At 63.7% G+C, this 20,673-nt stretch carries 23 protein-coding genes; 3 read left to right on the top strand and 20 right to left on the bottom strand.

The annotated features are described in order from the left end of the window. Positions 1-190: 190 nt before the first annotated feature. A complete protein-coding gene (locus tag OXS49_RS26190) occupies positions 191-415 on the bottom strand; it encodes a helix-turn-helix transcriptional regulator (protein WP_267427602.1) in 225 nt (74 codons plus the stop codon). 560 nt (positions 416-975) lie between these two features. Here OXS49_RS26190 and OXS49_RS26185 point away from each other — a divergent pair. Both OXS49_RS26185 and OXS49_RS26180 read left to right on the top strand, forming a co-directional pair. Continuing rightward, on the top strand, positions 976-1,119 hold the full coding sequence (locus OXS49_RS26185) for a hypothetical protein (RefSeq protein ID WP_267427601.1): 144 nt from the start codon (positions 976-978) through the stop codon (positions 1,117-1,119). Positions 1,120-1,265: 146 nt separating this feature from the next. Beyond that, entirely contained in the window at positions 1,266-1,526 is a 261-nt protein-coding gene (locus tag OXS49_RS26180) for a hypothetical protein (RefSeq protein ID WP_267427600.1), read from the top strand. A gap of 1,435 nt (positions 1,527-2,961) precedes the next feature. Here the strand turns inward: OXS49_RS26180 and OXS49_RS26175 are convergent. From OXS49_RS26175 to OXS49_RS26145, 7 genes are all read right to left on the bottom strand, one after another. Continuing rightward, positions 2,962-3,174 (bottom strand): hypothetical protein, encoded by a 213-nt coding sequence (locus OXS49_RS26175; protein ID WP_267427599.1) that lies wholly within the window; start codon positions 3,172-3,174, stop codon positions 2,962-2,964. A 336-nt stretch (positions 3,175-3,510) separates the two neighbouring features. Then, a complete protein-coding gene (locus tag OXS49_RS26170; RefSeq protein WP_267427598.1) occupies positions 3,511-3,855 on the bottom strand; it encodes a hypothetical protein in 345 nt (114 codons plus the stop codon). Next, complete coding sequence (locus OXS49_RS26165) at positions 3,852-4,019, bottom strand: hypothetical protein (RefSeq protein ID WP_267427597.1); 168 nt, start codon at positions 4,017-4,019, stop codon at positions 3,852-3,854. The genes OXS49_RS26170 and OXS49_RS26165 overlap by 4 nt, the downstream gene beginning before the upstream one ends. Positions 4,020-4,135: 116 nt before the next feature. After that, positions 4,136-4,441: a hypothetical protein gene (locus tag OXS49_RS26160; RefSeq protein ID WP_267427595.1), complete on the bottom strand. Its 306-nt coding sequence runs from the start codon at positions 4,439-4,441 to the stop codon at positions 4,136-4,138. A gap of 84 nt (positions 4,442-4,525) precedes the next feature. After that, a complete protein-coding gene (locus OXS49_RS26155; protein WP_267427594.1) occupies positions 4,526-4,951 on the bottom strand; it encodes a hypothetical protein in 426 nt (141 codons plus the stop codon). Positions 4,952-5,117: 166 nt separating this feature from the next. Further along, entirely contained in the window at positions 5,118-6,806 is a 1,689-nt protein-coding gene (locus tag OXS49_RS26150) for a methyl-accepting chemotaxis protein (RefSeq protein WP_267427592.1), read from the bottom strand. Positions 6,807-7,176: 370 nt separating this feature from the next. Next, the gene (locus OXS49_RS26145) at positions 7,177-7,629 is read right to left on the bottom strand and encodes a BLUF domain-containing protein (RefSeq protein ID WP_267427591.1); all 453 of its coding nucleotides are present in this window, start codon (positions 7,627-7,629) and stop codon (positions 7,177-7,179) included. A gap of 591 nt (positions 7,630-8,220) precedes the next feature. Here OXS49_RS26145 and OXS49_RS26140 point away from each other — a divergent pair. Further along, positions 8,221-9,267 carry a hypothetical protein gene (locus OXS49_RS26140; RefSeq protein WP_267427590.1) on the top strand — a complete coding sequence of 349 codons (1,047 nt, stop codon included), beginning with the start codon at positions 8,221-8,223 and terminating at the stop codon, positions 9,265-9,267. 36 nt (positions 9,268-9,303) lie between these two features. Here the strand turns inward: OXS49_RS26140 and OXS49_RS26135 are convergent, their stop codons facing one another. The 12 genes from OXS49_RS26135 to OXS49_RS26080 all read right to left on the bottom strand — a co-directional run bounded on the left by OXS49_RS26135 (position 9,304) and on the right by OXS49_RS26080 (position 20,379). Then, the gene (locus OXS49_RS26135) at positions 9,304-9,612 is read right to left on the bottom strand and encodes a hypothetical protein (RefSeq protein WP_267427589.1); all 309 of its coding nucleotides are present in this window, start codon (positions 9,610-9,612) and stop codon (positions 9,304-9,306) included. A gap of 868 nt (positions 9,613-10,480) precedes the next feature. Beyond that, on the bottom strand, positions 10,481-11,176 hold the full coding sequence (locus OXS49_RS26130; protein ID WP_267427587.1) for a hypothetical protein: 696 nt from the start codon (positions 11,174-11,176) through the stop codon (positions 10,481-10,483). Between the two features lie 48 nt (positions 11,177-11,224). Then, positions 11,225-11,605, bottom strand: a complete 381-nt coding sequence (locus OXS49_RS26125; protein ID WP_267427586.1) for a hypothetical protein — start codon at positions 11,603-11,605, stop codon at positions 11,225-11,227. Positions 11,606-11,718: 113 nt separating this feature from the next. Beyond that, positions 11,719-12,642, bottom strand: a complete 924-nt coding sequence (locus OXS49_RS26120) for a YsnF/AvaK domain-containing protein (RefSeq protein WP_267427584.1) — start codon at positions 12,640-12,642, stop codon at positions 11,719-11,721. Further along, the gene (locus OXS49_RS26115) at positions 12,639-13,139 is read right to left on the bottom strand and encodes a YsnF/AvaK domain-containing protein (protein WP_267427582.1); all 501 of its coding nucleotides are present in this window, start codon (positions 13,137-13,139) and stop codon (positions 12,639-12,641) included. The genes OXS49_RS26120 and OXS49_RS26115 overlap by 4 nt, the downstream gene beginning before the upstream one ends. A 2-nt stretch (positions 13,140-13,141) precedes the next feature. Further along, positions 13,142-14,017 carry a PhnA-like protein gene (locus OXS49_RS26110; protein WP_267427603.1) on the bottom strand — a complete coding sequence of 292 codons (876 nt, stop codon included), beginning with the start codon at positions 14,015-14,017 and terminating at the stop codon, positions 13,142-13,144. A 263-nt stretch (positions 14,018-14,280) separates the two neighbouring features. After that, on the bottom strand, positions 14,281-14,463 hold the full coding sequence (locus tag OXS49_RS26105) for a hypothetical protein (protein ID WP_267427580.1): 183 nt from the start codon (positions 14,461-14,463) through the stop codon (positions 14,281-14,283). A gap of 162 nt (positions 14,464-14,625) precedes the next feature. Beyond that, on the bottom strand, positions 14,626-16,110 hold the full coding sequence (locus tag OXS49_RS26100) for a PAS domain S-box protein (RefSeq protein ID WP_267427579.1): 1,485 nt from the start codon (positions 16,108-16,110) through the stop codon (positions 14,626-14,628). Between the two features lie 137 nt (positions 16,111-16,247). After that, entirely contained in the window at positions 16,248-16,538 is a 291-nt protein-coding gene (locus OXS49_RS26095) for a hypothetical protein (RefSeq protein ID WP_267427578.1), read from the bottom strand. A gap of 508 nt (positions 16,539-17,046) precedes the next feature. Continuing rightward, the gene (locus OXS49_RS26090) at positions 17,047-17,505 is read right to left on the bottom strand and encodes a PilZ domain-containing protein (protein WP_267427576.1); all 459 of its coding nucleotides are present in this window, start codon (positions 17,503-17,505) and stop codon (positions 17,047-17,049) included. 168 nt (positions 17,506-17,673) lie between these two features. After that, a complete protein-coding gene (locus OXS49_RS26085; protein WP_267427575.1) occupies positions 17,674-18,621 on the bottom strand; it encodes a BLUF domain-containing protein in 948 nt (315 codons plus the stop codon). 30 nt (positions 18,622-18,651) lie between these two features. Continuing rightward, positions 18,652-20,379, bottom strand: coding sequence for an EAL domain-containing protein (locus tag OXS49_RS26080; RefSeq protein WP_267427574.1), 1,728 nt, complete (start codon positions 20,377-20,379; stop codon positions 18,652-18,654). Positions 20,380-20,673 lie beyond the last annotated feature (294 nt).

The raw sequence follows: 20,673 nt of genomic DNA, 5'->3' as shown, positions 1-20,673 counted from the left end.
TGATGAGTCCGTCATCACGCAGTGGCCGGCCCCCAGCCGCCAGTGAGCTGACGGCGCCAGCCTCCTCCAAGCCTGCTGAAGCTCCGCTTCTTCCCGTCAGAGCGTCTGAAGCCTTAGTTGGGCGGTCGCCTGAAGGGCAGGGAGGCGTGGCGACACTGGAGACCACAAGCGCCCGCCTATGGCCTGCAAGTTAGCGGTGGCTGTCAGGACTTAGGCCGAGCACGTTCATAATCCGGTCCCAAGCCGCTACGTCCTTGATCGCGTCGCCCTTCTCCAGCGCCGTTATCGCTTCAGGATCCACCTGGGCCAACGCCGCCAATGTCTCAACCGAAAAGGCATTACGGATGCGGGCGGCATGGACTTGCACGGCCAAAGCGGGAGCCCGGGATGTGGGTTTGTCGTGTTGAGCGCTCATGGCCAAGCGGTACGGAACCACTCAGCGCGAAGTTTCACAGCTGCAAGCTTATGAGGGGCCCGCGACCCGGGCAGAATGCGCGGCGCGAGGAAGCCTAAGCAATCCCGCCAGAAGTCTCGCGGGCGGTAGGACGGGCCGAGCTACGCGGTGATGGTCTGCGCGCGCTCGATATGTCAAACGCGACTATCAGTCCGTAGAGCTTCGGCGCGACCAGGTTGCCCCCGGTATGGTCCGGCCATGATCCGGTCCGAACTCGTCGCCCGCATCGCCGCGCAGAACCCACACCTCTACAGCCGATAAGACCACGCCGCATTCATATGGGGCAGACGAAGGCTCGCGATTGCGTGTCTGTTAACCACCCCGCGCCACCATACCGTCAGCGATCGGCCTCGGCCGCGCGCCGGAAGAGCAGCACCAGGGCCGATGCCCCTCGGCCACGGTGCGGCCTCGCCGGCGCAGTCGCGGCAGCTCGGCCAGCATCACAGTTCTGCTGCGATCAGCGCGCCACCTGGGCGCAATGACGGGGCGGCCCGTCGTGTTGTGCCGCCGGGAGTACCCGCATGCGCAACACCCTGTTGGCCCTGCTAGCCCTCATCGCCGTCATGGCCGCCCACGCAACCTACAAGCTGGTACGCCTGCCCTTCCGCCTCGTGCGTGGCCTGTTCCGGCACAAGGGCCCACGGGCGCACGTAACGGCCGCCTAACCGAGCGTTACGATCCAGCCTCTGGGTTCGCATGGCTGCCCCGCCGACGCGGGCGTGGCGTGCAGCTGAAGCTTTGCATTAAGCCCCCCCGGCTCCACTGAAGGGGGAGGCACGTGCGCGTGCCCTGGCTGATCAGGAACCCCCTTATGAGAACGTTGCTCGCGTTCACCGCGGCCATGGTCGTGTGCGCTGGTCCCGCGTTCGCTCAGGCCGATCAGCCGGCCCGAAATTGCGACCTCGACCCGGAAACGACGGGCTCGCTGGCCGCCGATCCGCGCAGTGTCTACCTGCCGGGCCAGCACCCGGTTCAGGCTGACCGGGATCCGCCAGAAGCCAGCTGGCAGGACCAGGCACAGGAAAACTCGGAACAGCGTCAGCGCGATTTATTCGACTGTGGAGTGGATTGACGCCCACTCGTCCGTTGGCTGGGATCCTTGACCCATCTAGCCCCGTTTCCAGTCCTCGCAGCGGTCGAGCTCCGAATGGCTTCCGCATGCGAGCGCGCCGGCAGCCTTGCTCCCTGCCACTTGGCTGCCAGCGCGTCCTGAGCCTCAAGCCCCAGCCTGGGACATCCGCGCTATTGGCCTGATGACAGGCTTTCAACTTGTCGTCTGCATGATGCTATCGGGCCGCGTCGCGTATCGGCCCGACCGCCGGTGAGATGCACAACCTCCCCCGCCAGCCCGTGATCGGATCGGGCGGCGGGGCCGAGCCGCTTTCAGGCAACCGCCTGTGGGTGAGGCGAAGGCGTGCCGGTGTATGTATCTGATTTCAGCGGACAACCGGCGTGTGACCGGCGATGCTGCAGCTTGAATGAGCCTTCGCCAAAATAATTGCCGGCGATGATGATTTGCCCCTGACAGGCTGGGCAACGTTTTTGCGCCATCGTGTACCGACTGCGTGCCTCAGTGAGGGTAGCGGCATGCCACGCGCCATCTACCTTTACTTCGCACGACTGCTGGCTGACCGTTGGCATGCCTGTCCCGTGCAACGTCGCTACATTGATCTGCGAGTTAAAGATTAGGCCTGCGCCAATATAGTTAACGAGGCGTTGCTATACTCGCCTACGATCATCCGGCCGTGCGGCAGAAGGCTGGGCCGTCTGGCGTCCTACGCCTGGCCGAAGTGTCGCATCACCAGAGTAGCCTCACCGGACAGCTTGGCCTCGGCAGAGTAAAATTTAGACCGACCCCCAGTTACCAGGGCGATCCCGACCAAAACGTATGACCCAGCAAGGGCCACGAAAGCGCACCACCAGAACAAGAGGTCGAACATGGCTAAGCACAGTGCTCCGATTGCAACCAAGTCCTTAACGAACATGGTGAATGCTTCGTTAAGGCCGCCCTTGGCTGAGCCCCCGGTTGTCGATATCGGCTTCGGCGCTGACTGTTCGCCAGTCGCCGATTAGAAGAGCCGAGTGCGCTGGGCGGCCATGCACAACCGGCTCGCAACCGCCCGTGGCACTCAAGCATTGGGGGAGCATAGCCGTATTGGCACCCCCAAAGGTCCACCATGTTGCTGATCTCGTCCCTGGTGGCGGGCACGTTCATGCTCGCCACGTCGTTCTCGCTCATCGCTGTGCTGACAGACTAGGCCAGTGTTGCAAGCTGTCCGGTATCGCGCTCGCGACGGCCGCATCTCCGCCTGCTATAGCGTTGGCACCCCCTGCTGATGCACCTGAGGTGTTCGCGACCCATACGGTGCTGTTGCAGGCGGGCACGTGGCGACAGGCAGGTGTGGGCCAGTTCCCTGTATCTTGCCCGTGAGGCCTTGGTCGGGCAGCTGCGTGAGGGTCGGCGCATGCGGGGGAATTGGACACCGCCAAGCGCCGGCCCACGGCCATTACAGGCGATACAAGGCTATCCAGCTGGGCGCCAGAATGTCGCCAGCGTCTGTGATGATCCAAGGCTTGGCATCGCCCGTATCCATCGCTTGGGTCGCGGCAGCGAGCGCCGCGCGCAAGGTCGTGAAGCGATGCCCCGGTGCGGTGTGGGCGGGGTCGCGGCTGGACCAGAGAGTAAGTTCAGCGGGTTTGTTGAGGTCGGTTAGCGTCATGGGTGCGCGTTCCGCTCGATAGGAGCGGAGCCTGTGTTGAGCGTGTCAGGGAAGGGCTGCGGGCTGTAGGTGGGGCGCCCGGCCTAGGGCGCGATCACATGCGCACCTGTCCTGTCATAGATGGGCGTAAGCTGCTGCAATCTCAAGCCGTCCTGGGCCGAGGCCGAGGCACTACGATCTCGACAGTTTGGCCAGTGAGTGGGTTGAGGATCAGCACGGCCGCCAGTCTCCGGTGGATGTGCCAGTAGAACGACGGCCAGGGGCGAGGAGATCAGAGCGTTCCGTGCAATTGCGCGCATTTGGTGAATGGTTCGTTTACCCTGGCTTCTCGTTGGATCAGCGCCGCAGCGCCTCGATCCAGGCCGCCACCGGATCCACCACGAACGAGACGTATGCCGCCCAGGTCCGGGCCCAGCCGTTCATGGGGGCGTCGGCATCGTTGGGGCGGGCAGCCATCAGGGCGGCCACGTAGCGGTCCTCGTGCAGCTTGCACTCATCCAAGGCGTTGCGTTCCCGGCCAGCCCGGCTGCCGTGGTCCTGTTGGCCGTCGTACGCCTGGCGCACGCAGACGTGCCACGTCTGTTCCAGAACCGGCAGATCGGCCGGCTCGGCCGCCAGGGCTGAGACCGGCCCGAGGGTCACCAGCGCGATCACGCCGGCTATGTGCAGCTGTCGGTTCACCGGATTGCGCCGGTGGTCTGCACGATTTCTGCTGCCGGCAGCGTAGCCATCTCGCCTGCGGCCTGCTGCTGCTGCTGACGGACTACGCCATCAGCCAGCGCCACAAGGCCGATGAGCAGCAGTCCGATGAAGGCGCTACGGACCAGGATCGAGCGGTTGAGCATGGAGGGCGCCTTGGTGACGCCACACCGTAGCTGGGCCGTTCGGGACTGGCTGCTACGCTGCTGCAACAGCTAGTACGGAAAGCGAACAGCGCCTCCTACAAAGGGGCCAATCTGTCCTACTCGCAGACGCGCACGCGCCGGATGTGCTCGACGCCGTAGGGGTCGGTGAAGCCGCGCCGCTCAATGTGGCAGACCTCCTCGACGTACACCGGCGGTGGAGCGCGATAGACCGGGCGGCCCGGGTAGTAGCTGTTGTTGGCCGAAGCGATGGCGCCACCGACAGCAAGACCGCCAATCGCGCCCAGTGCCACCGCACCACCGACGCCAATGCCACCGCCAGCCTGAGCGGAATGCATTGTGCCACACAGCGTGAGACCGACCAGAGTAGCTGCGCCGCTGGTCCGCAGGAGAGACTTACGCATGTTGACCTCCAATACCGCTCGCAGGTCACCACACGTACGTAAACGCGGGATTTCTGCCGCTCAGAGTGATGCTAACCCTGCCAGCTACGCGTAGGGCCCGCCGAACAGATCACCGAGCGCCTTCCGCCGGAACAGCGTGCGCCACCGCCGGCGCTGATGCTCCGGCCGGTCGTGGATCATGTGGCAGCGCTGGCAGAACGCGGCGAGGTTGGCGTCCGCGTTGTTCGACGTGTCGTGATCCCGATGCGCTGCCGCTAGGACGACCCGTGTCCGGCGGACCTGGCCGAGGATGTCCGCCCCTACCGCGATCCGGACCCGGCGTCCCCACCCATCGCGCCACCGACCGGCGTCTGCATCCCACCAGCGACCATCGCCGAGGTGGTAGACCATCCGACCGTGCGGGCGACCACACCCCTCGCAGCAGCCCTTCGCTCGGCCGAACCGGATCACAGCCGAGAGCTGCGCCCAGTCGATTGGGTAGAAGAAGCGGTGCTCGGGCCGAATTGGCATGTTGGCGCACTGTGCCAGCCATGGTGAAGAAAGCGTAGCGGTTTTGGTCGATACGCCCGGCGTCGGCCAACCATCAGGCTTCCAAATGCAAAAGGCCCACCCGCTCATTGGTCAGGGTGGGCCTTCGCCGTCGCCGTCTATGTCGAACAGGCTGGAGGCCCTAGGTTCAGGCGGCCCGCACGGTAGCGAGGAAGCGCCCAACCTCGGCTTTGAGGTGCTCGGACTGACGCGACAGTTCGGACGCTGCCCCCAGTACCTGGCTGGCCGCCGCACCTGTTTCCTCGGCCGCACCCGCCACTCCGGAGATGTTGCTCGTCACCTCGCCGGTGCCCATGGCCGCCTGAGCGACGTTCCGAACGATCTCCTGCGTGGCTGCGCCCTGTTGCTCTACCGCCGCCGCGATCGAGGTCGCCACGCCGCTGATCTCCCGGATCCGCCCGGTGATGCCGCTGATCGAGGTCACCGCCTGCCCGGTAGATGCTTGGATCTGCGCGATCTGCCCCGAGATCTCGTGCGTGGCCCGGGCGGTCTGCTCGGCTAGAGCCTTCACCTCGGAAGCGACCACCGCAAAGCCCTTGCCCGCAGCCCCGGCCCGGGCCGCCTCGATGGTGGCGTTGAGGGCCAGCAGGTTGGTCTGCCCAGCGATGTTCGAGATTAGCCCGACGACATCCCCGATCCGGGACACGGCGGCGCTGAGTTCCTGCACGAAGGTTCCGGTCTGATCTGCCTCGTGCACAGCACGCTGCGCCAGTTCGGACGAGCCTGCGACCTGGCGGCCGATCTCTTGGACAGAAGAGCCCAATTCCTCAGCGGCGGCAGCGACGGTGTTGACGTTCGACGCCGCCTCCTCGGCAGCAGCCGCCACGGTGGTCGATTGGCTGGCGGTCTCAGTCGCTGTGGCGGTCATAGTCTGAGCGGTGGCCTGCAGCTCGGTAGCGGAAGACGACACCATGCCGATGATGCCGCCGACCGCCGCCTCGAAGCCGTCGGCCATCTGCCGCATGCCGGCCTTCCGCTGCTCCTCGGCCACCAGCCGCGCCTGCGCGGTTTCGTCCTCTAGCACCTTCATGCGGATCAGCCCGTTCTTGAACACCTGAACGGCGCTCGCGATCGTTCCGATCTCCGTCTTCTGGCCCTGATGGGGGATCGTAACGGCGAGGTCGCCATTGGCGAGCGCCTTCATCGGTTGCACCACCGAGTCGATGCCTCGCGAAATGCTCAGAATGATCAAGGCTGCTAAGGCAACCGCCAGGAACGTGGCGACAAGGCCAGCGCCGATGAGCATCCTATTTGTTTGAGCGTATGTCGCTTGGCTGTCGCGTGCGGCCTGCTCGGCGCCGTCTTGGTTGAGCTTGATGATCTTGTCGAGGGCAACCGAAGCGTTCCGGCGGGGGGTGACTACCTTAGCTTCGTAGAGGCTCAGAGCCTGCGCCTTCTCGCCCTTGCGAGATAGCGCGACGATCGGCTCGACAGCAGCCGCAAGGGCATGCCACTCCCGAACGAAAGTCTCATACAGAGCTCGCTCCTCTGTGGAGCTGATTAGCCTTTCGTAGATTTTGGTCGCAACTTCAATCTTTTGACCCCGATCAACGAGATCCTTGTCGACGTTTGCCAGCATCTGAGGTTCTTCCGTCAGAATGTGGCGGAGCAAACTAGTCGTATATCGACCTGTCAAAGCATCAATTTGACTAGCAGTGCGCACACTTGGAAGCCAGTTTGTCTCTACATCGATGAGCAGGCCGTTGAGGGTCGATGCGCTTTGTAACCCTACCAACGTCAGGCCGCCGAGAAATAATAGCAGCACTGCGAAGGTGGCAATCAGCTTGCTGCGTATGGATATAGATTGGAGTGACACGACCGACCTCAAAAGCAGCCCGTAAGCGGATAAATTGTGAGACCGCCAACGTAGAGATCTGGCCGAAAATGGTTAATCAGACGCTTAATATAGTCCGTGCGAGCCTATTAGCTGAGATTTGTACGATCTTGTCCAACAACTAGCTAAATGCCCAAAACAGCGGCAGCGCGCCCGCGAGGAACAGCGTGTAGGAAAAGAGCACGGCAAAGCGCTCGCGATGATGCAAGACGAAGGCGTGGGGGCTGGCGAACATGACGAGGCCGGATCGAGGAGAACGACCTACGTTCGCCTGTGAACCTTGACCGATCGGAGGCACCTCAGGCCGTCCACAAGTGTTCGCTGTCGCGTGTCACCGCCGAGCCACATGTGGTCAACTGGCGATCCGTTGCCCCTGCCGTTTGGCCTGCTCGAACTCCTGTAGGTCGAGGGAGAGCTGAAGGATCTGCGCGCTCTTCATACGGACAGGATCCAGAGCGCCTCCGATGCCATGGCTCAAGTAGATCTCCTGCACCTCTGGAGAACGTAAAGCGCCACCCATTGTCCAATTTGGGAAGGAACGGGAGGCGATATCCTGAACATTCACGATGGTTGCGCTGGAGTGACGGCCGTCACGTGCGATGCGATTGTAAGTCTCGGTCACATTGGCCCGCTCACCCTCTAGGATTTGCAAGAACCACGTCTTATCGAAGATCAGAAAGCCCGTCACACCGTTGCGGCTGTTGTTCCGCTGTGAGACGGAGACGATCTCGCGCAGGTTCGTCAGCATCTGACGGTCACCGCCGGGAACCGTGTTGCGGCTGTAGTAGACCAGCTGATGGATCATTAGGGCTGTGCCTCATTGGAGCCGCCAGCGGCCCTCGACTCGCCAGCAATAACGGCTAAGGTCTCAAATGATCCTCTGTCAGCGGCTCCAAATAGTGGTGTATTTTACTGCAATAATAACGTTGAGTTAACACGCTTTGCTTGCCGCCTGCCCTGTTTGTAGCTGGCGCTGGCATCAGCCCCGCTTGGCGCGATCCACTTCTTCGACTGCTACGGCCTCGACCGCGGCGATGACGTTCTCCAGTTCGGCGACCTAGCGCAGGGCGCTCCCGGCCGGCAGCCCATCATGCTCGGCCATCGCCAGGATGAGCGTGCGCTGGTGCGCTTTTAGGCGATCAAGGAGGGCGTCGAGATTGTCGGGCATAGGCAGGCCGTAGCCGCAAGCGGATGGCTCAGTAACTAAGCGCGAGAGCTAAGCAACGTGTCTTATTGCCTCTATTGAGAGCTATTAACCATTCCATAACATTCGTTAATAGTTCGTTGACGTGAAAGCTCAATTTAGAGGTAATACGTAGGCGGGTCGGCAATCGCTACGTCCTCTGAGGTCACCATGGTTCGGGTCACGGCGCCTAGGCTTCCAATCAGCCTAGGTATGCGCACGCTTGCCAGCATCGTCGCGCCGCCTCTGCTCATCCTCGCCGGGACAGGATCAGCCAGTGCTCACGTGAAGTGGTTCTGCGCCTTCGACGTGGCCGGCCAACCGCGCGGCCTCGAACAGGTGCTGTGTCCGAACTTCGAGTGGCTGAGCGGACTCGCGATCGTCTGCCTGATGTTGGGCTGCCTCGCCGAGGGGACGCCGCTCGGCACAGCTCTGATGAACGCCCTGGACCGCGTCACCTCCCGCATCCGCACCGACACCGAGCTGCTGGTTTGCTGCACGCTCGGCTTCTTCCTGGTCTCGGTTTGGGGGCTCGGTGGCATCATCCTGACACCCGAGCTGAAGACGGATGCGGCCTGGATCCCGTGGCTGCAACTCGCCATGGCTGCCTGCCTGATCTCACGCCGTACCATGCCGTTGACGGGCCTGGGTATCGTCTTCCTGTTCTCCTTCGCCACCGCGCAGTATGGCCTGTTCCACCTCGCCGACTATCCGGTGTTCCTGGGCGTGGCGGTCTACCTGATCTGCCAGGGTCTCGACCTGAAGCCGTTCGACATCCGCCCCCTCGACATCGTCCGCTGGACCGCTGCCATCACGCTGATGTGGGCGTCGGTCGAGAAGTGGGCCTACCCGCAGTGGACGGATCCGCTGCTCGCCGCCAAGCCGCAGATGACCATGGGCGCGACGCCTGAACTGTTCATGCAGGCCGCCGGTGTCATCGAGTTCACCCTGGCCTTCGCCCTGGTCTGGACGCCCCTGGTGCGGCGTGTCGCGGCCCTGATCCTAACGGGGATCTTCGTCTCGGCGATCGTCGAGTTCGGTAAGGTGGACGCGATCGGGCACTCCGGCATCATCGTGGTGCTGCTCGGGATCGCGGCGGATGATGCCCGGACGACAGTGCGGGCGCGCGACGCCGCCTGGGCGCCCGCGTACTATGGTGGTGCTCTCGCTGCCTTCCTGGCGCTGTACTATCTTGGGCACGAGGTCCTGTTCGACACGGGCCAGCAATTCCCCGAACTCGCCAAACTGGTGGTGATTTGAAAGACAGCGCGGGGGGGATGGCGCCTGCAGGAGTGACTACTGCACGTGGATGGTGAGCTTCATCTTCGGGTGGATGCCGCACTGGATGATGAAGTCGCCGGGCTCCTTGAGGGTCAAAGTGGCCTGCTTGCCCGGCTCCTGATCGCCAGCGTCGAACGCGAACCGATCAGCCTCGATGAAGGCGTGGTGGACGGCGTTGTCGTCCCCGTTGACGAGAGTGATGGTGTCACCCCGGCGCAGGAACAGATCGGTCGGATCGTAGTGCCTGCCCTTCTGCAACACGATGCGAAACACGTTGGCGAGGCCGGCTTGGGCTGATCCAGCCACCAGCAGCGCTACGATCAAAACGACGGGGCCTCCGAGGAGGAACGGGCGGTGCAGATTGCTTATAGTCACAGACACAACCCAGCACAATTAGTTATCTGGATGTTTGAGTAGCATAGCTTGGCTATATGCCGCCTAACCCGTATCAATATAGACGCCTAAATCTGCTCGTGCTTCGCTCGCTATTCTCGAATTGGCCGGCATTTATACGTCGATCGAAAGAGACTTTTAACGAAGTCGACTCTGGAGTCGCGCATCAAGCGTAGGGACCGGCGACGAGAACGCCTCATTCCTCAGCGTCCCGCAGCACTTGCCTGGGTCGAACATAGCTCCCGCCTGCTGCAGCGAGATCGGCCGGCCACCGCATAGAAGAACTCTTAACCGCCTTGCGCCACCATACCCTCAGCGATCGGCCTCTCGGCCGCGCGCCGGAAGAGCAGCACCGGGGTCCGATGCCCCTCGGCCACGGTGCGGCTCCGGTGCTTTCTCATCATCGCTCATCGGGCGCATATAGTGCCAAACGGCCAAGTTCATTAGCCAACGGCGCCCATGCGTCGAGGAAGGTTGATCCGAGCTGCTATGATGTGGCCACCGAGCTATGCACCTCAGCCCTGCTTCTGTGCGCGGGCAGCCTAACGTCGGGAGTGTCCTGGTCCACTGCCGACGGAAGCTCTCGTGAGAGCGGGGAATGGCGTGTGTCGTGTAAGAAGCCGGTCCGCCTTGAAGGGCGTCGGGCATATTCGGACCGATCGCCGTGACGAGGGCGTACGGGATACCACCGGCCGTCTACAAGGCGAGCTTTGGGATCGGTCGACGGGCACGTCGGCGGTGATACAGCTTGATCGTACGGGTCGACGATGAGGTCGCACGGACGCGTGGATCGCGGCGATCAGACCGGGTGATTGTAGACACGCACCCGGCGGGCACCGGACGTCCGGGTGTCCGTGCCAGCCACGGGAGCGCTCACCGCATCGTTCTCGCGCACGAGCGAGCCTGCGGCTGCGTCCGAGCCGATCAAGGTCGAGGTGTCGCCTCGCGGTTCGCCAGCCGTCGTGCCGCTCAAGCCCTCGCTCTCCCAACCCTGCGCACGCGCGTCGAGATCGACCGCGCCGTGCTCCTCCAGGATGCGCGTGGCCACACCGGCGTGGGCCTCATCGGCCCTCACGGTCAGCAGCGAGCCGCCGCGGCGCACGCCCTCGGCGTAGGTATGTGCGTCGGCTTCACTGACGCCGGCGCTGGTCAACGACCCGGTCAAACCACCCGCGGCGGCACCGATGCCCGCCCCCGTCAGCGTCGCCACGAGCCACCCCGCGGCTACGACTGGACCCACGCCCGGGATGGCCATCAGTCCGAGGCCGGCGAGGAGACCCGCGCCACCGCCCAGGATCGTGCCGAGCGTCGCGCCGGTACCCGCACCGGTGGCAGCGTGGTCGGCGGTGTCGCCCGTTCCAGCGGTGCTAGTCTCCGCCTTGTTGCTGACGAGACTGATATCGGAGTGCGACACGCCGGCCGCCTCCAACTTCGTCACGGCTGCAGCAGCGTCGTCGTAGCGGTCGTACAGGGCCGAGAGGGTCTGCGTGGACATGAGAGGACTCCGAGACGTTCGAGTGGGACAGTTGAGCGAGGGGACCGGCTACTGGACCGCGACGTTGCCCTTGAAATCCAGGCCGACGCTCGCGGGCTTGCCATCCACCATCGCGCTGGCGTGCCAGATGCCATCGTCGTCCTTCTTGAGGTCCTTGACCTCGTGGTAGCCGGCCCGCTCGAGCCGGCGGCGAACTTCACCCTCGGTGAAGCTGTTGGCGCCCCGCTCCAGCTTGACGTTCGCAGCCGTGCCGGTGGCCGCTGGCCTGTCGGCGTAATCGGTGTTCGGCCGTGTCACCGCGTTCTGGCCTCCGGAGGTCGCACTAGAGGCACCACCTGTCGCAGGCTGCCCGGTGACGGTCGTCTGCGCCGATGCGGGCACTGCTGCGAGCAACGGCAACACGAGAAGGATCGAGCGGTTCAGGGACATGGCGGGGCCTGCGTTTCGCTGGTTGCGGTAGAGGGACCGGCCGATCCGAACGCGGATCTCGGCAGGGTGCGCAGCCCAGCGCATCGAGGCTCCGGGCTGTGCATCCAGGTGGATCAAACCGGCTTGCGGGTGCCAGGCGTGGTACCGGTCGTCGTGGTGCCGGTCGTGCCAGTGCGGCTGACGTTGCCGCGCTCGTCCTCAACTTCGACCTCGGTGTGGCGCACCTTGTCGGTGACCGTCTCAGTACGCTGACCCGCGTCCTTGCGAATGCCGACCTCCTCGACCACACGGGCTTCCTTCGACACCACTGCCTGCTCGCGCAGCTCGGTCGCCTCGATGGTCTTGCTCGCGAACAAGGCCTCGTCGGCCGCTGTCACCGGCCGGTCGACTGCGCGCCGATCGATGTGCACGGTCTCGTCGCGCAGGGTGACCTGCTCCTCGACTGGCTTCTCGACTACGTACGATCGCACCCGTACGCGGCCGGCCTCGGCCACGCGCTTACCGACGTTGAGGCGCTCCTCGACCACCGGGATGTAGTCCGTCTCGCCGGTGCTCGTGCCGGCGCTCTTCAGTGCTGCGGCGCCTGTAGCCGCCGTCCCGGTTGCCGTCGTGCCTAGAGCTGCCGTGCCGGTGGTCGAGCTGGCCGCGGTCGTGCCGCCTGTCGCCGAGTACCCGCTCCAGCCCTCCTTGCGCCACGTGCTCTCGCGCTGGTCGAGATCGACCGAGCCGTGCTGCTCCAGGATGTCGTAGGCCGTCTCGGTCTGCGTCGGCTCGACGCTTGCAGTCAGAAGCGTGCCACCGCGGCTCAGACCCTCGCTGTAGGCGTAGCGATCCTCCTCGGGCATGAAGAAGTCCTTCAGCGAGCCCCAGAAGCCGCCCTCGTCCTTGCGGTAGTCGTACGAGCCGCTCGTGCGCGCCGTCTGCGCGCCCTGCACGAGCTTGATCGCCGATTGCGGGATGCCGGCGGCGACGAGCTTGGTCTGGGCAGCCTGCGCCTCGGCCGGGCGATCGAACAGCGCGGTGATCGTCTGCGTCATGGTGTTCTCTCCTGGGCTGAAAGGGGGTCAATCTGTTCACTGGCGTGGCCGTCCGGGCTCACGCGTTCGACCACGGCGCGCTGCCTGCGCAGCGTCACCGGCACCTCGACGACCTCATCCGCCTTCGTGCGGCGGACGTGCACCTCCTCCCTCAGGACGAGGCGCTTCTCGACGACGAGGATTTCTTCGAGGACGGGGATGATCGTCACCCCGTCCTCCTCGCGCATTGCCGGGGGCACCTCGCCCTCGGGAAGCATCCGGTCGACTGGCACCCGGGTGACCTTGACCGCGTCGCTGCGCAGGCTCTCGCGCAGGACCTGATCGACGGTCTCGGTTCGGGTCGAGACCCGCACCCGCCCGGTCTCCACCACCCGCTTGTCGATGCGGGCGGTTTCCTCGATCAGCGGGAGCGTCACGCTCTCACCGACGGCGACCTCCGCCGCCTCTAAGTCTTGCATCTGTGAGGGCTTCGGCGGGCCGGCGGCGGGATCACTCATGGTCAGACCCGACGCTGGGTCGTGATGGCAGCGCCTGTGCGGCTCACCACCGGGTCGACGGCGGCGCTGCGACCCGCGAAGAAGGCTGCCAGCGCGCCGAGGATCAGTGCGACGGCGCCGTAGAGCGCGCCCTGCGAGCCAACCCGCGCGGCGGCATCGGCCGCCTGCTTGGCCTGCTCCTTAGTCTTGGCGACTGTGTCGTTGAACTGCTGCACGTACTGGGCGACCTGCGTCCGAGCCTGGTCGACCGGGATGTTCTGCGCCTTCGCCAAAGCCTGGGCGGCCTTCTCCTGCGCATCCTTCTGCTGCGCGGCGTCACCGGTTACCGCCGCGCGCATCGCGCTGACCGCGGCGTTCTTCAAGGCCTCCGGATCGTTGCCGCTGCCGCTGCGGACCTGGCCCTCGATGTTCGAGAACGGGTTGTCCATGCCCGGCAGCGACGGGGCGGCAGCCTGTGCGGCGGTCTTCACCGAGCCACCGATCAGGTTGCCGGCGCCGCCCAGCGAGCTCGTTACCGCGCTCGATGCGCTGCTGACGACGCCGCCGACCGCTGAGGACAGCAGGTAGACGACGACCAGCGTCGAGACCGCCCAGGCGATCAGCCCGTGATAGGCGGTGGTTGTGTTGGCCGGCTTGCCCGAGAGGCGCCCGGCGAGCCAGCCGCCGGCGGCGGAAGCGAGGATGCCGGAGATCACGAACCAGATCCCCGCGCCCGAGGACAAGCTGCCGGCCGTCGGTGTGCCGTTGCCCGCCGGGTCGACCGTCGAGAGCCCGATACCGAGCCCGACCATGTTGAGGATGACCTGGGCGACCAGGGCGATCACCGCGCCGGCGAACACCGCGCCCCAAGAAACGGAGTGCAGCGCCATGGTGCGCATGTCCTCCGCGGGGGAGACCGCGCTGGCGGTGGGGAGGTCCCGGTCGTAGGCCGAATGGGTGGTGTCGGGTGATAACGCCATGCTCGGTACTCTCAGGTCCGTGTGGTTCGATCTTCGGCCGAGGTCGGCGGAAGCGGATTTGACTAAGGTCAGAGCACCCGGCGACGGCCGAGTAGGGCGTGGTAGAGCCACTGCGTGTTGACGGCGCCGACGTCGGGCTAGCTGAATTGGTTGCGATCCGGGTGGCTGCTCGGGATCGAGCATCACATGCGGGTCGAGCGCTTGGGTCTCGGCTTGGGGTTCGACGGCGTGTGTGCGGCTTCGATGGCAGCGATTTCGGCGGCAGCTTCCGCCTGGATCACGCGGTCGCCCTCAATGATGCCAATGGCTTCCTTGATCAGCGCCCGGGCATGGTCGGACGAGAGCACCATCCGACGCTCGCCCACACGGATCTCCTGGTATCAACCCGCCGGGATGATCTTCCGAGATGCTCCCGTGAGCAGAGCTACCACTGCGTAATGAGGCGATTTACTCGAAGTTCCGCCGATTTACATAAAGTACATTTGTACTAAATCAGCTTGGTAGTTCTGTCACGGTTTTCGTCGATCTCAGCGCTGGTGCTGCGTGTTCGGCCCGATCCCGCGCTCCTGCGCCCACACCACCACCGCGCTGCGGCGGTTGACCCCGAGCTTACGGTAAAGGCTTGAGACGTGGTTGCGCACCGTGTTCGGCGACAGCTTCAGCTCGGCCCCGATCTCGTGGTCGGTGGCACCCTGGCAGATCCGCGTGAGCATATCCTGCTCGCGGATCGTCAGGTTCTCGATGTCGACCGACGGCCGGACGGAGCGTGACGGGTGACGTAGGGTCGCCAACTTGTCGATCACACCGTGGCTGAACCACGACGCGTCCGCCATCACCGCCTCGATGGCGCTGATCAGCTCCCGCTCCGAGCGCTTGCGACTGGTGATGTCCTGCAGGACGCACAGCACGCAGGCCTCATGGTTGATGGTCACCCGCTCGGCCGAGACCAGACAGTCGATCTCCGCGCCTGCTGCATCCTGTAGCACGGCCTCGAAGCCTCGAACGCTGCCGAGCCTCCTGAGATCGCGGGAGAACTTGCGTTGCTCGGCCCGATCGACCCAGAGCGCGAGGTCGGCCAGCGACTGGCCGCCCGCGGCCTCGGGGGCGTGCCCGAACGTCGTGGCGAAGGCTTGGTTGACGCTGGTGATCTCCAGGCCGTCCGCATCCATCAACGCGCTCGGCACCGGCGAGAGATCGAACGCCTTGGCGAAGCGCTCCTCGCTATGGCGCAATGCCATCTCGGCTTTCCGGCGATCTTCCAGATCGGCGAAGGTGAACAGCATGCACGGCTCGACGCCGCCCGGGCCTGGCATCTCGATGGCGTGTCCGGCCACGATCACGTACCGCCCTCGGCCGCATGGCGTTGCCAGCTGAGCCTCCATCTGCGGGATGGTGCGGCCCTCGTGCAGGCGATGGATCGCCATCTCCCGCCGCTCGGCGTCGCGCAGCAGGTCGATCTCGCAGAAGCTCCGGCCTAGCACATCGTCACGATGGTAGCCGGTCAGGTCGAGGAAGCCATGGTTGACCCGCACGAAGCGCAGATCGGCGATCCGGCAGATGATCGCCGGGGCCGGGTTGGCGTTGAACATCCGCTCGAACCGGGCCTCGGCCTGGTAGCGCTCGCTCACATCCTGCATCACCAGGGCGAGGCCACTTGGTATGCCATCCGCATCGGTGGTCACCAAGCTGCGGATGCGATGCATCCACCTGTGGGATGAGTTCCGCTTGGGGATCAATTCAACCACGACATCTCGAAACACCTCGCCGGCGAGCACCCGATCGAGGGGGTGCTGCAGAGGACCGATCTCGCGATGATTGCGGTAGTGCAGCGTGAAGTTCGCGCGGTACTCGGACACGGTGGCGCCGAGATCGCCGGCATCCACAACCCCATGCATCATTACGGCGGCATCGTTCGCGTATGTGATGGTCTGATCCGGCTCGATCAGGATCACGCCCTCGGACAGACCGGCCACGATTTGCCGCATCTGTATGTGATGAGCCGCATCGGACATTGGCGTATCTCCATTCGAAGCGCCAACGCTCGAATGCGAGGAAAAGCTCAGAATACCGCGTTTTAGCGTTCCTAATCTGGCCGACCGGTTCCGATGAGCTAACCGAGCAGATCTCAGGCGGGGGAACGACGCCTATGTTAGGCGAGAAATTTATTACACACGAGTTGCAGTCTGGGTCGGCGGCTTCCGGTGAGGAACATGACTTCGACCGTGCCTTCATCAATCGTCGTGACGTGGAGGCGGTAGCCCATATTTGTCGCCAGTATACGCGCCTGATCCAGTGTGCTGGCGGCCAGGGTCATCGTGAACTCAGCTATGCCGGATGCGAGTTGAGCTGCGAGGAGACCAATTTCCACACCTTCGTTGAAGGTCTCGTCACGGCCAGCAAACCGCAGGCGCAGACCAGGTACGACATGGATGTGACGCATGGCTAGCACCTCTGCATACTCCCAAGTGCACAGCTAATGTAGTTAACGTCGCGTTAGCGGCGGCACGCTCTCGAAAGATCTAAAATCTTGCTCGACCGTCATGAGACGATAAGAGCCCCTCGGGTCCACGCCACACTCTCGGTTCGGAAAAATTAAGATCATGCGAGAGGAATGGCTGAGCTCTAACTACGCCGCTCCACAGCGCTTGCCCTGTTGGAACACAACGACTGGTAGCACGAGCAGCAGTGTTGGCAATTCGACCGTTTCCCCGACTTCAGGATCATATGCATAAGACTGGCGTACGAAGCCGGCGAAGCTTGGATGTCGTATCGATCATTGACTGCACGGGTTGCCATCCCTGGTTCGCACCCGGCCGGCCGAACATGGCGCCTCAAAGCACAGTGTGTTCGCCGACCGCCGAGTCGTCGAGCGGTTCGAGGAAGGCCGCGCCGATACCTCCCTCAATCCGACGCGCGACCGTCGCCTGTCGTCTCCCAACTCGGATCACTTAACCCAGCGCCAGAGGAGCGTCCAATGACAGCGCCACTCCCGAGGCCGACAGGTTCAGGATCTGCGCCGGCACGCGCCGACCATCCCCCAGCATGACCTCCACGGCAATGCGCTCTGGAAGGATCCGTCGGTGGACGCGCACCATCTCGGACGATTTTGCTTGCCGGTGCGATAGCTCGATGAAGCGTCGCGCCACATCGCCGGGTGAAGGGGTCGTGCCGATGACGCGCACGGCGAAGTCGCAGCTCCCCGCCCATACGACCCGAACCTGCGCGGATCCGATGTCGCGGATGTTGCAGATGAGGCGCTCTTCGACGGTAGGCAGCGTCGCCGACCGCAGTCTCAATCCTTCGGACGAGATGTCCACGGTGACCGCGTGGAACTCGGACCCGTCGCGGCGAAGACACAGGGCGAGCACGACGACAGGGTGACGTGTGGTGGCTCTTCGTTCGATCACGCGCCGGACGCCGTAGCGAGAGGGCGAAAGGCACGCACCAAAGCTCCGTTAAAACAACCTGTCATGCCTTCCACGACCGCCAGCGCCTTTGGCCCGGGCATATGGCAGACGCGGAACGCGCCATGATCGCGCACGCGGCGCTCACCGCGAACGGCGTTGCTGGTGCGTTTAGGCTGCAAGGACGTCTGCAGCGTCTGGTAAACACGCCTGTCCGTTCGGCCGCGGTTCAAACGAGCCGACGCGGTGAGCTGCCGTCTGGACGTCGTCAGCTTCCTGGGCCATCGCCGTCGCGAGAAGCTGCGCACGCCCAGCCCAACGATCCCGTTCTACCCGCATGGCATGGAGTTGATCCTCGCGCGATGCCAACGCGACTTGCAACGCATCAATCTCGGTCCGTAGATCGCTCGTGCGTTGCCGCTCACTCGCCAGGGCGGCTTTAAGCACAGAGAGGGCAGCGTCGGTCGCTTCCTTCGACGAGCGTTTCACATCCCCGGTGGGAAGGGATCGTGGCCCACCACTCTCGCCCCCGGCAGTCCGATTGCCGCTCGCCGGTGACAACATCTGAGTGGCCACCGCATCCGGTCGAAGCTGCGCGATTTCTGCTTTCAGGTGCTCGACATCGAGCCCTGTCGGGCTGCGCACCTCGGCTGGCTGGATCGACGGAGCGGCGACGCGCGAGAGCGGCACGCCCTCCTCATCCAATACCAGCTCGTGCAGCATGGCCAACACGGCATCACCGTCCAGCCTGGACAGGTCGAACCCGCTCTCGGCTGCGAGCCGGCTGAAGCGTGCTTGTCCCCCGGCGGATGCGCCGACGAAGGCCATGGACCAGTTCGCAAAGCTGCGGCTCTCTGTCGGACCGCACTGTAGAACCGTCACGTCGCCGTGGCGATCATCGCACTGGATCCGCTCAAATGTTTCTTCGACTCCCTGTCGCGGTCCCTCCAAGACCTGGGCGAAGGCGCCGGTGTTGAACATCAGCGCGCCAGTCACATCCGACCGAGCGTTATTCCTCTGTGATGCGGCCAGGATCTGCCCGACGGCTGCCGTTAACTCGGCTTCCGATCCTTGAAACAAATTCTTACTGGCGTACACGAGGCGGTAGAGTTCGCTCATAGGAGGTCCAATAAGTTGTGTGGACTAAGCTTATGGCTGGTAGCTCGCGAGGAATTTTAGAAGATCCTCCGCCGGTATGGGCTTGCTGATGAAATAGCCCTGAACGTCTGTGCAGCCTTCATCGCGAATGCGCTGCATCTGCTCTGACGTTTCGACGCCTTCGGCAACTGTTGTCATACCAAGGCTCTTGCCGAGGCCTGCGATCGCCCGGATGATCGCATCCCCATCGGGTTTGCTCGATAAGTCTTTCACAAAGGACCGGTCGATCTTGATTTTGTCGAACGGGAAGCTGCGCAGGTAGCTTAAGGACGAGTAACCGGTACCGAAATCGTCCATCGAAACGCGGACCCCAAGTTCGCGCAGTCGATGAAGCGTTTGCAAGGTTTTCTCACTCTCCTGTAGGAGAACGCCCTCTGTGATCTCAATCTCCAGTCGCTTGGCCGACAGACCTGAGCTGGCGAGCGCTGAGAGGATCGTCTCGACAAGCCGGTCGCTCTTGAACTGAGCAGGGGAGACGTTCACCGCGACCGACATCGCAGTGGGCCACGTCATCGCATCGCGGCAAGCTTGACGGAGGACCCACTCGCCGATCGGCACGATCAGGCCGATCTCCTCGGCAAGTGGGATGAAATCAAGTGGCGATATCATCCCGCGCTCGGGATGCTTCCAGCGGATCAAGGCTTCGCAGCCGATCAGCTTATCGCCCTCGAGCTGCATCTGGGGCTGATAGTGGAGCTGGAACTCGCGTCGGGCCAGAGCCTGGCGCATGTCGAGTTCGAGCCGGCGGCGCGCCTGCATGCGCGCGTCCATCTCCGGTTCGAAGAAGCGGTACGTCCCACGCCCGTCAAGCTTGGCCCGATACAGGGCTAGATCGGCGTTTTTCAGGAGCTTATCCGCACTCGTCCCGTCTGCGGGCGCGAGCGCTACGCCGACGCTAGCTCCGATCGTCAGAAGGTGGCCCTCGACCATGTAGGTCCGGCCGATCAAATCGACGAGGCGCCGGGCCAACGCCTGTGTGTCGGCAGCCTCGCGGATGCCAGTTTGCAGAATGATGAACTCATCACCGCCAATCCGGGCCACCGTGTCTGTGGGCCTCACTGTCGAACGCAGGCGGTCGGCAACCTTCGCGAGAAGTGCATCGCCGATCGGGTGGCCGAGCGTGTCGTTGACCGGCTTGAACCGGTCGAGGTCGATGAGCAGTAGAGCGCACGCCTCGCCGTTGCGCTGCAAGCGTGCCAGAGCCTCGGCCAGACGTTCTCGCAAGAGCAGGCGGTTTGGCAGGCTGGTAAGTGGATCGAGACGCGCCAACTCTTCTGCGCGCGCCTCGCTCGCCTTGCGCGCGCTGACATCTTCTAGGGTTACGACCCAACCTTCACCCGCGATGGAACGGATCTCGACCTGCAGCGTGTGATCCTGGCCCGTCACTTCGAACGAAGCGGATGTTTGAAAGTCGAGTGCGCGTCGCAGAGACTTAAAGATCTCTGGTCGCGATTGCGAAGCTCCCGCGCACAAGGCACGAAGCAACTGCATCGCGGATAGATTAGCCGTCTGCTCGACCTTCATGTTGAAGAGGAGGCGCTCGGCTGGGTTGTTCGATATAGCGACCCGCCCCGAGGAGTCGATCATCAACAGGCCGTGCCGGATTACATCGAGATATCGGTTCCAGGCGAGAAGCGGGGCAACACTCGGATCCAATCGGATCGCAGATGGCACGATTTTGCGCTGCGCCGCGCCGAGGTGGTGCAGATCAGCGCTCATCGCACGAGGGCCCTAGATTGAGGCTGTCAGGCAGCACACATGATAGCTAATAGGGCCGTTATAAGAACGAATGTTTTAATTTGCGGTGCATGGTTGCCGGATTGTTTGACGTACCGTTTGTCCCAGCTTGTATGTTGGGCCGTCCACCCCTTGGCTCGTCTCACCGCGTTGGGGCCAGGTGCGCCAGAACCGTGAGATAGTTCCCGTATCTTTTCAGGGGTTCGATCGCTGATCCGAGATAGCTTGCATCACCACTACACTCAAACAAGACAGCTATCCTATCAGTCGATATGT

The sequence above is a fragment of the Methylobacterium sp. GC_Met_2 genome (assembly GCF_026540795.1).
Taxonomy (GTDB): Bacteria; Pseudomonadota; Alphaproteobacteria; order Rhizobiales; family Beijerinckiaceae; genus Methylobacterium.
Note: the sequence above shows the minus strand (reverse complement) of the source record. Positions and strands in the feature narration are given on the sequence as shown.

Excerpts from the sequence above, each read along its gene's own strand:
- OXS49_RS26190 (WP_267427602.1), bottom strand. The coding sequence starts at position 415 with ATGAGCGCTCAACACGACAAACCCACATCCCGGGCTCCCGCTTTGGCC.
- OXS49_RS26185 (WP_267427601.1), top strand. The coding sequence starts at position 976 with ATGCGCAACACCCTGTTGGCCCTGCTAGCCCTCATCGCCGTCATGGCC.
- OXS49_RS26180 (WP_267427600.1), top strand. The coding sequence starts at position 1,266 with ATGAGAACGTTGCTCGCGTTCACCGCGGCCATGGTCGTGTGCGCTGGT.
- OXS49_RS26175 (WP_267427599.1), bottom strand. The coding sequence starts at position 3,174 with ATGACGCTAACCGACCTCAACAAACCCGCTGAACTTACTCTCTGGTCC.
- OXS49_RS26165 (WP_267427597.1), bottom strand. The coding sequence starts at position 4,019 with ATGCTCAACCGCTCGATCCTGGTCCGTAGCGCCTTCATCGGACTGCTG.
- OXS49_RS26160 (WP_267427595.1), bottom strand. The coding sequence starts at position 4,441 with ATGCGTAAGTCTCTCCTGCGGACCAGCGGCGCAGCTACTCTGGTCGGT.
- OXS49_RS26155 (WP_267427594.1), bottom strand. The coding sequence starts at position 4,951 with ATGCCAATTCGGCCCGAGCACCGCTTCTTCTACCCAATCGACTGGGCG.
- OXS49_RS26145 (WP_267427591.1), bottom strand. The coding sequence starts at position 7,629 with ATGATCCATCAGCTGGTCTACTACAGCCGCAACACGGTTCCCGGCGGT.
- OXS49_RS26140 (WP_267427590.1), top strand. The coding sequence starts at position 8,221 with ATGCGCACGCTTGCCAGCATCGTCGCGCCGCCTCTGCTCATCCTCGCC.
- OXS49_RS26130 (WP_267427587.1), bottom strand. The coding sequence starts at position 11,176 with ATGTCCACGCAGACCCTCTCGGCCCTGTACGACCGCTACGACGACGCT.
- OXS49_RS26125 (WP_267427586.1), bottom strand. The coding sequence starts at position 11,605 with ATGTCCCTGAACCGCTCGATCCTTCTCGTGTTGCCGTTGCTCGCAGCA.
- OXS49_RS26120 (WP_267427584.1), bottom strand. The coding sequence starts at position 12,642 with ATGACGCAGACGATCACCGCGCTGTTCGATCGCCCGGCCGAGGCGCAG.
- OXS49_RS26115 (WP_267427582.1), bottom strand. The coding sequence starts at position 13,139 with ATGAGTGATCCCGCCGCCGGCCCGCCGAAGCCCTCACAGATGCAAGAC.
- OXS49_RS26110 (WP_267427603.1), bottom strand. The coding sequence starts at position 14,017 with ATGCGCACCATGGCGCTGCACTCCGTTTCTTGGGGCGCGGTGTTCGCC.
- OXS49_RS26100 (WP_267427579.1), bottom strand. The coding sequence starts at position 16,110 with ATGTCCGATGCGGCTCATCACATACAGATGCGGCAAATCGTGGCCGGT.
- OXS49_RS26095 (WP_267427578.1), bottom strand. The coding sequence starts at position 16,538 with ATGCGTCACATCCATGTCGTACCTGGTCTGCGCCTGCGGTTTGCTGGC.
- OXS49_RS26085 (WP_267427575.1), bottom strand. The coding sequence starts at position 18,621 with ATGAGCGAACTCTACCGCCTCGTGTACGCCAGTAAGAATTTGTTTCAA.
- OXS49_RS26080 (WP_267427574.1), bottom strand. The coding sequence starts at position 20,379 with ATGAGCGCTGATCTGCACCACCTCGGCGCGGCGCAGCGCAAAATCGTG.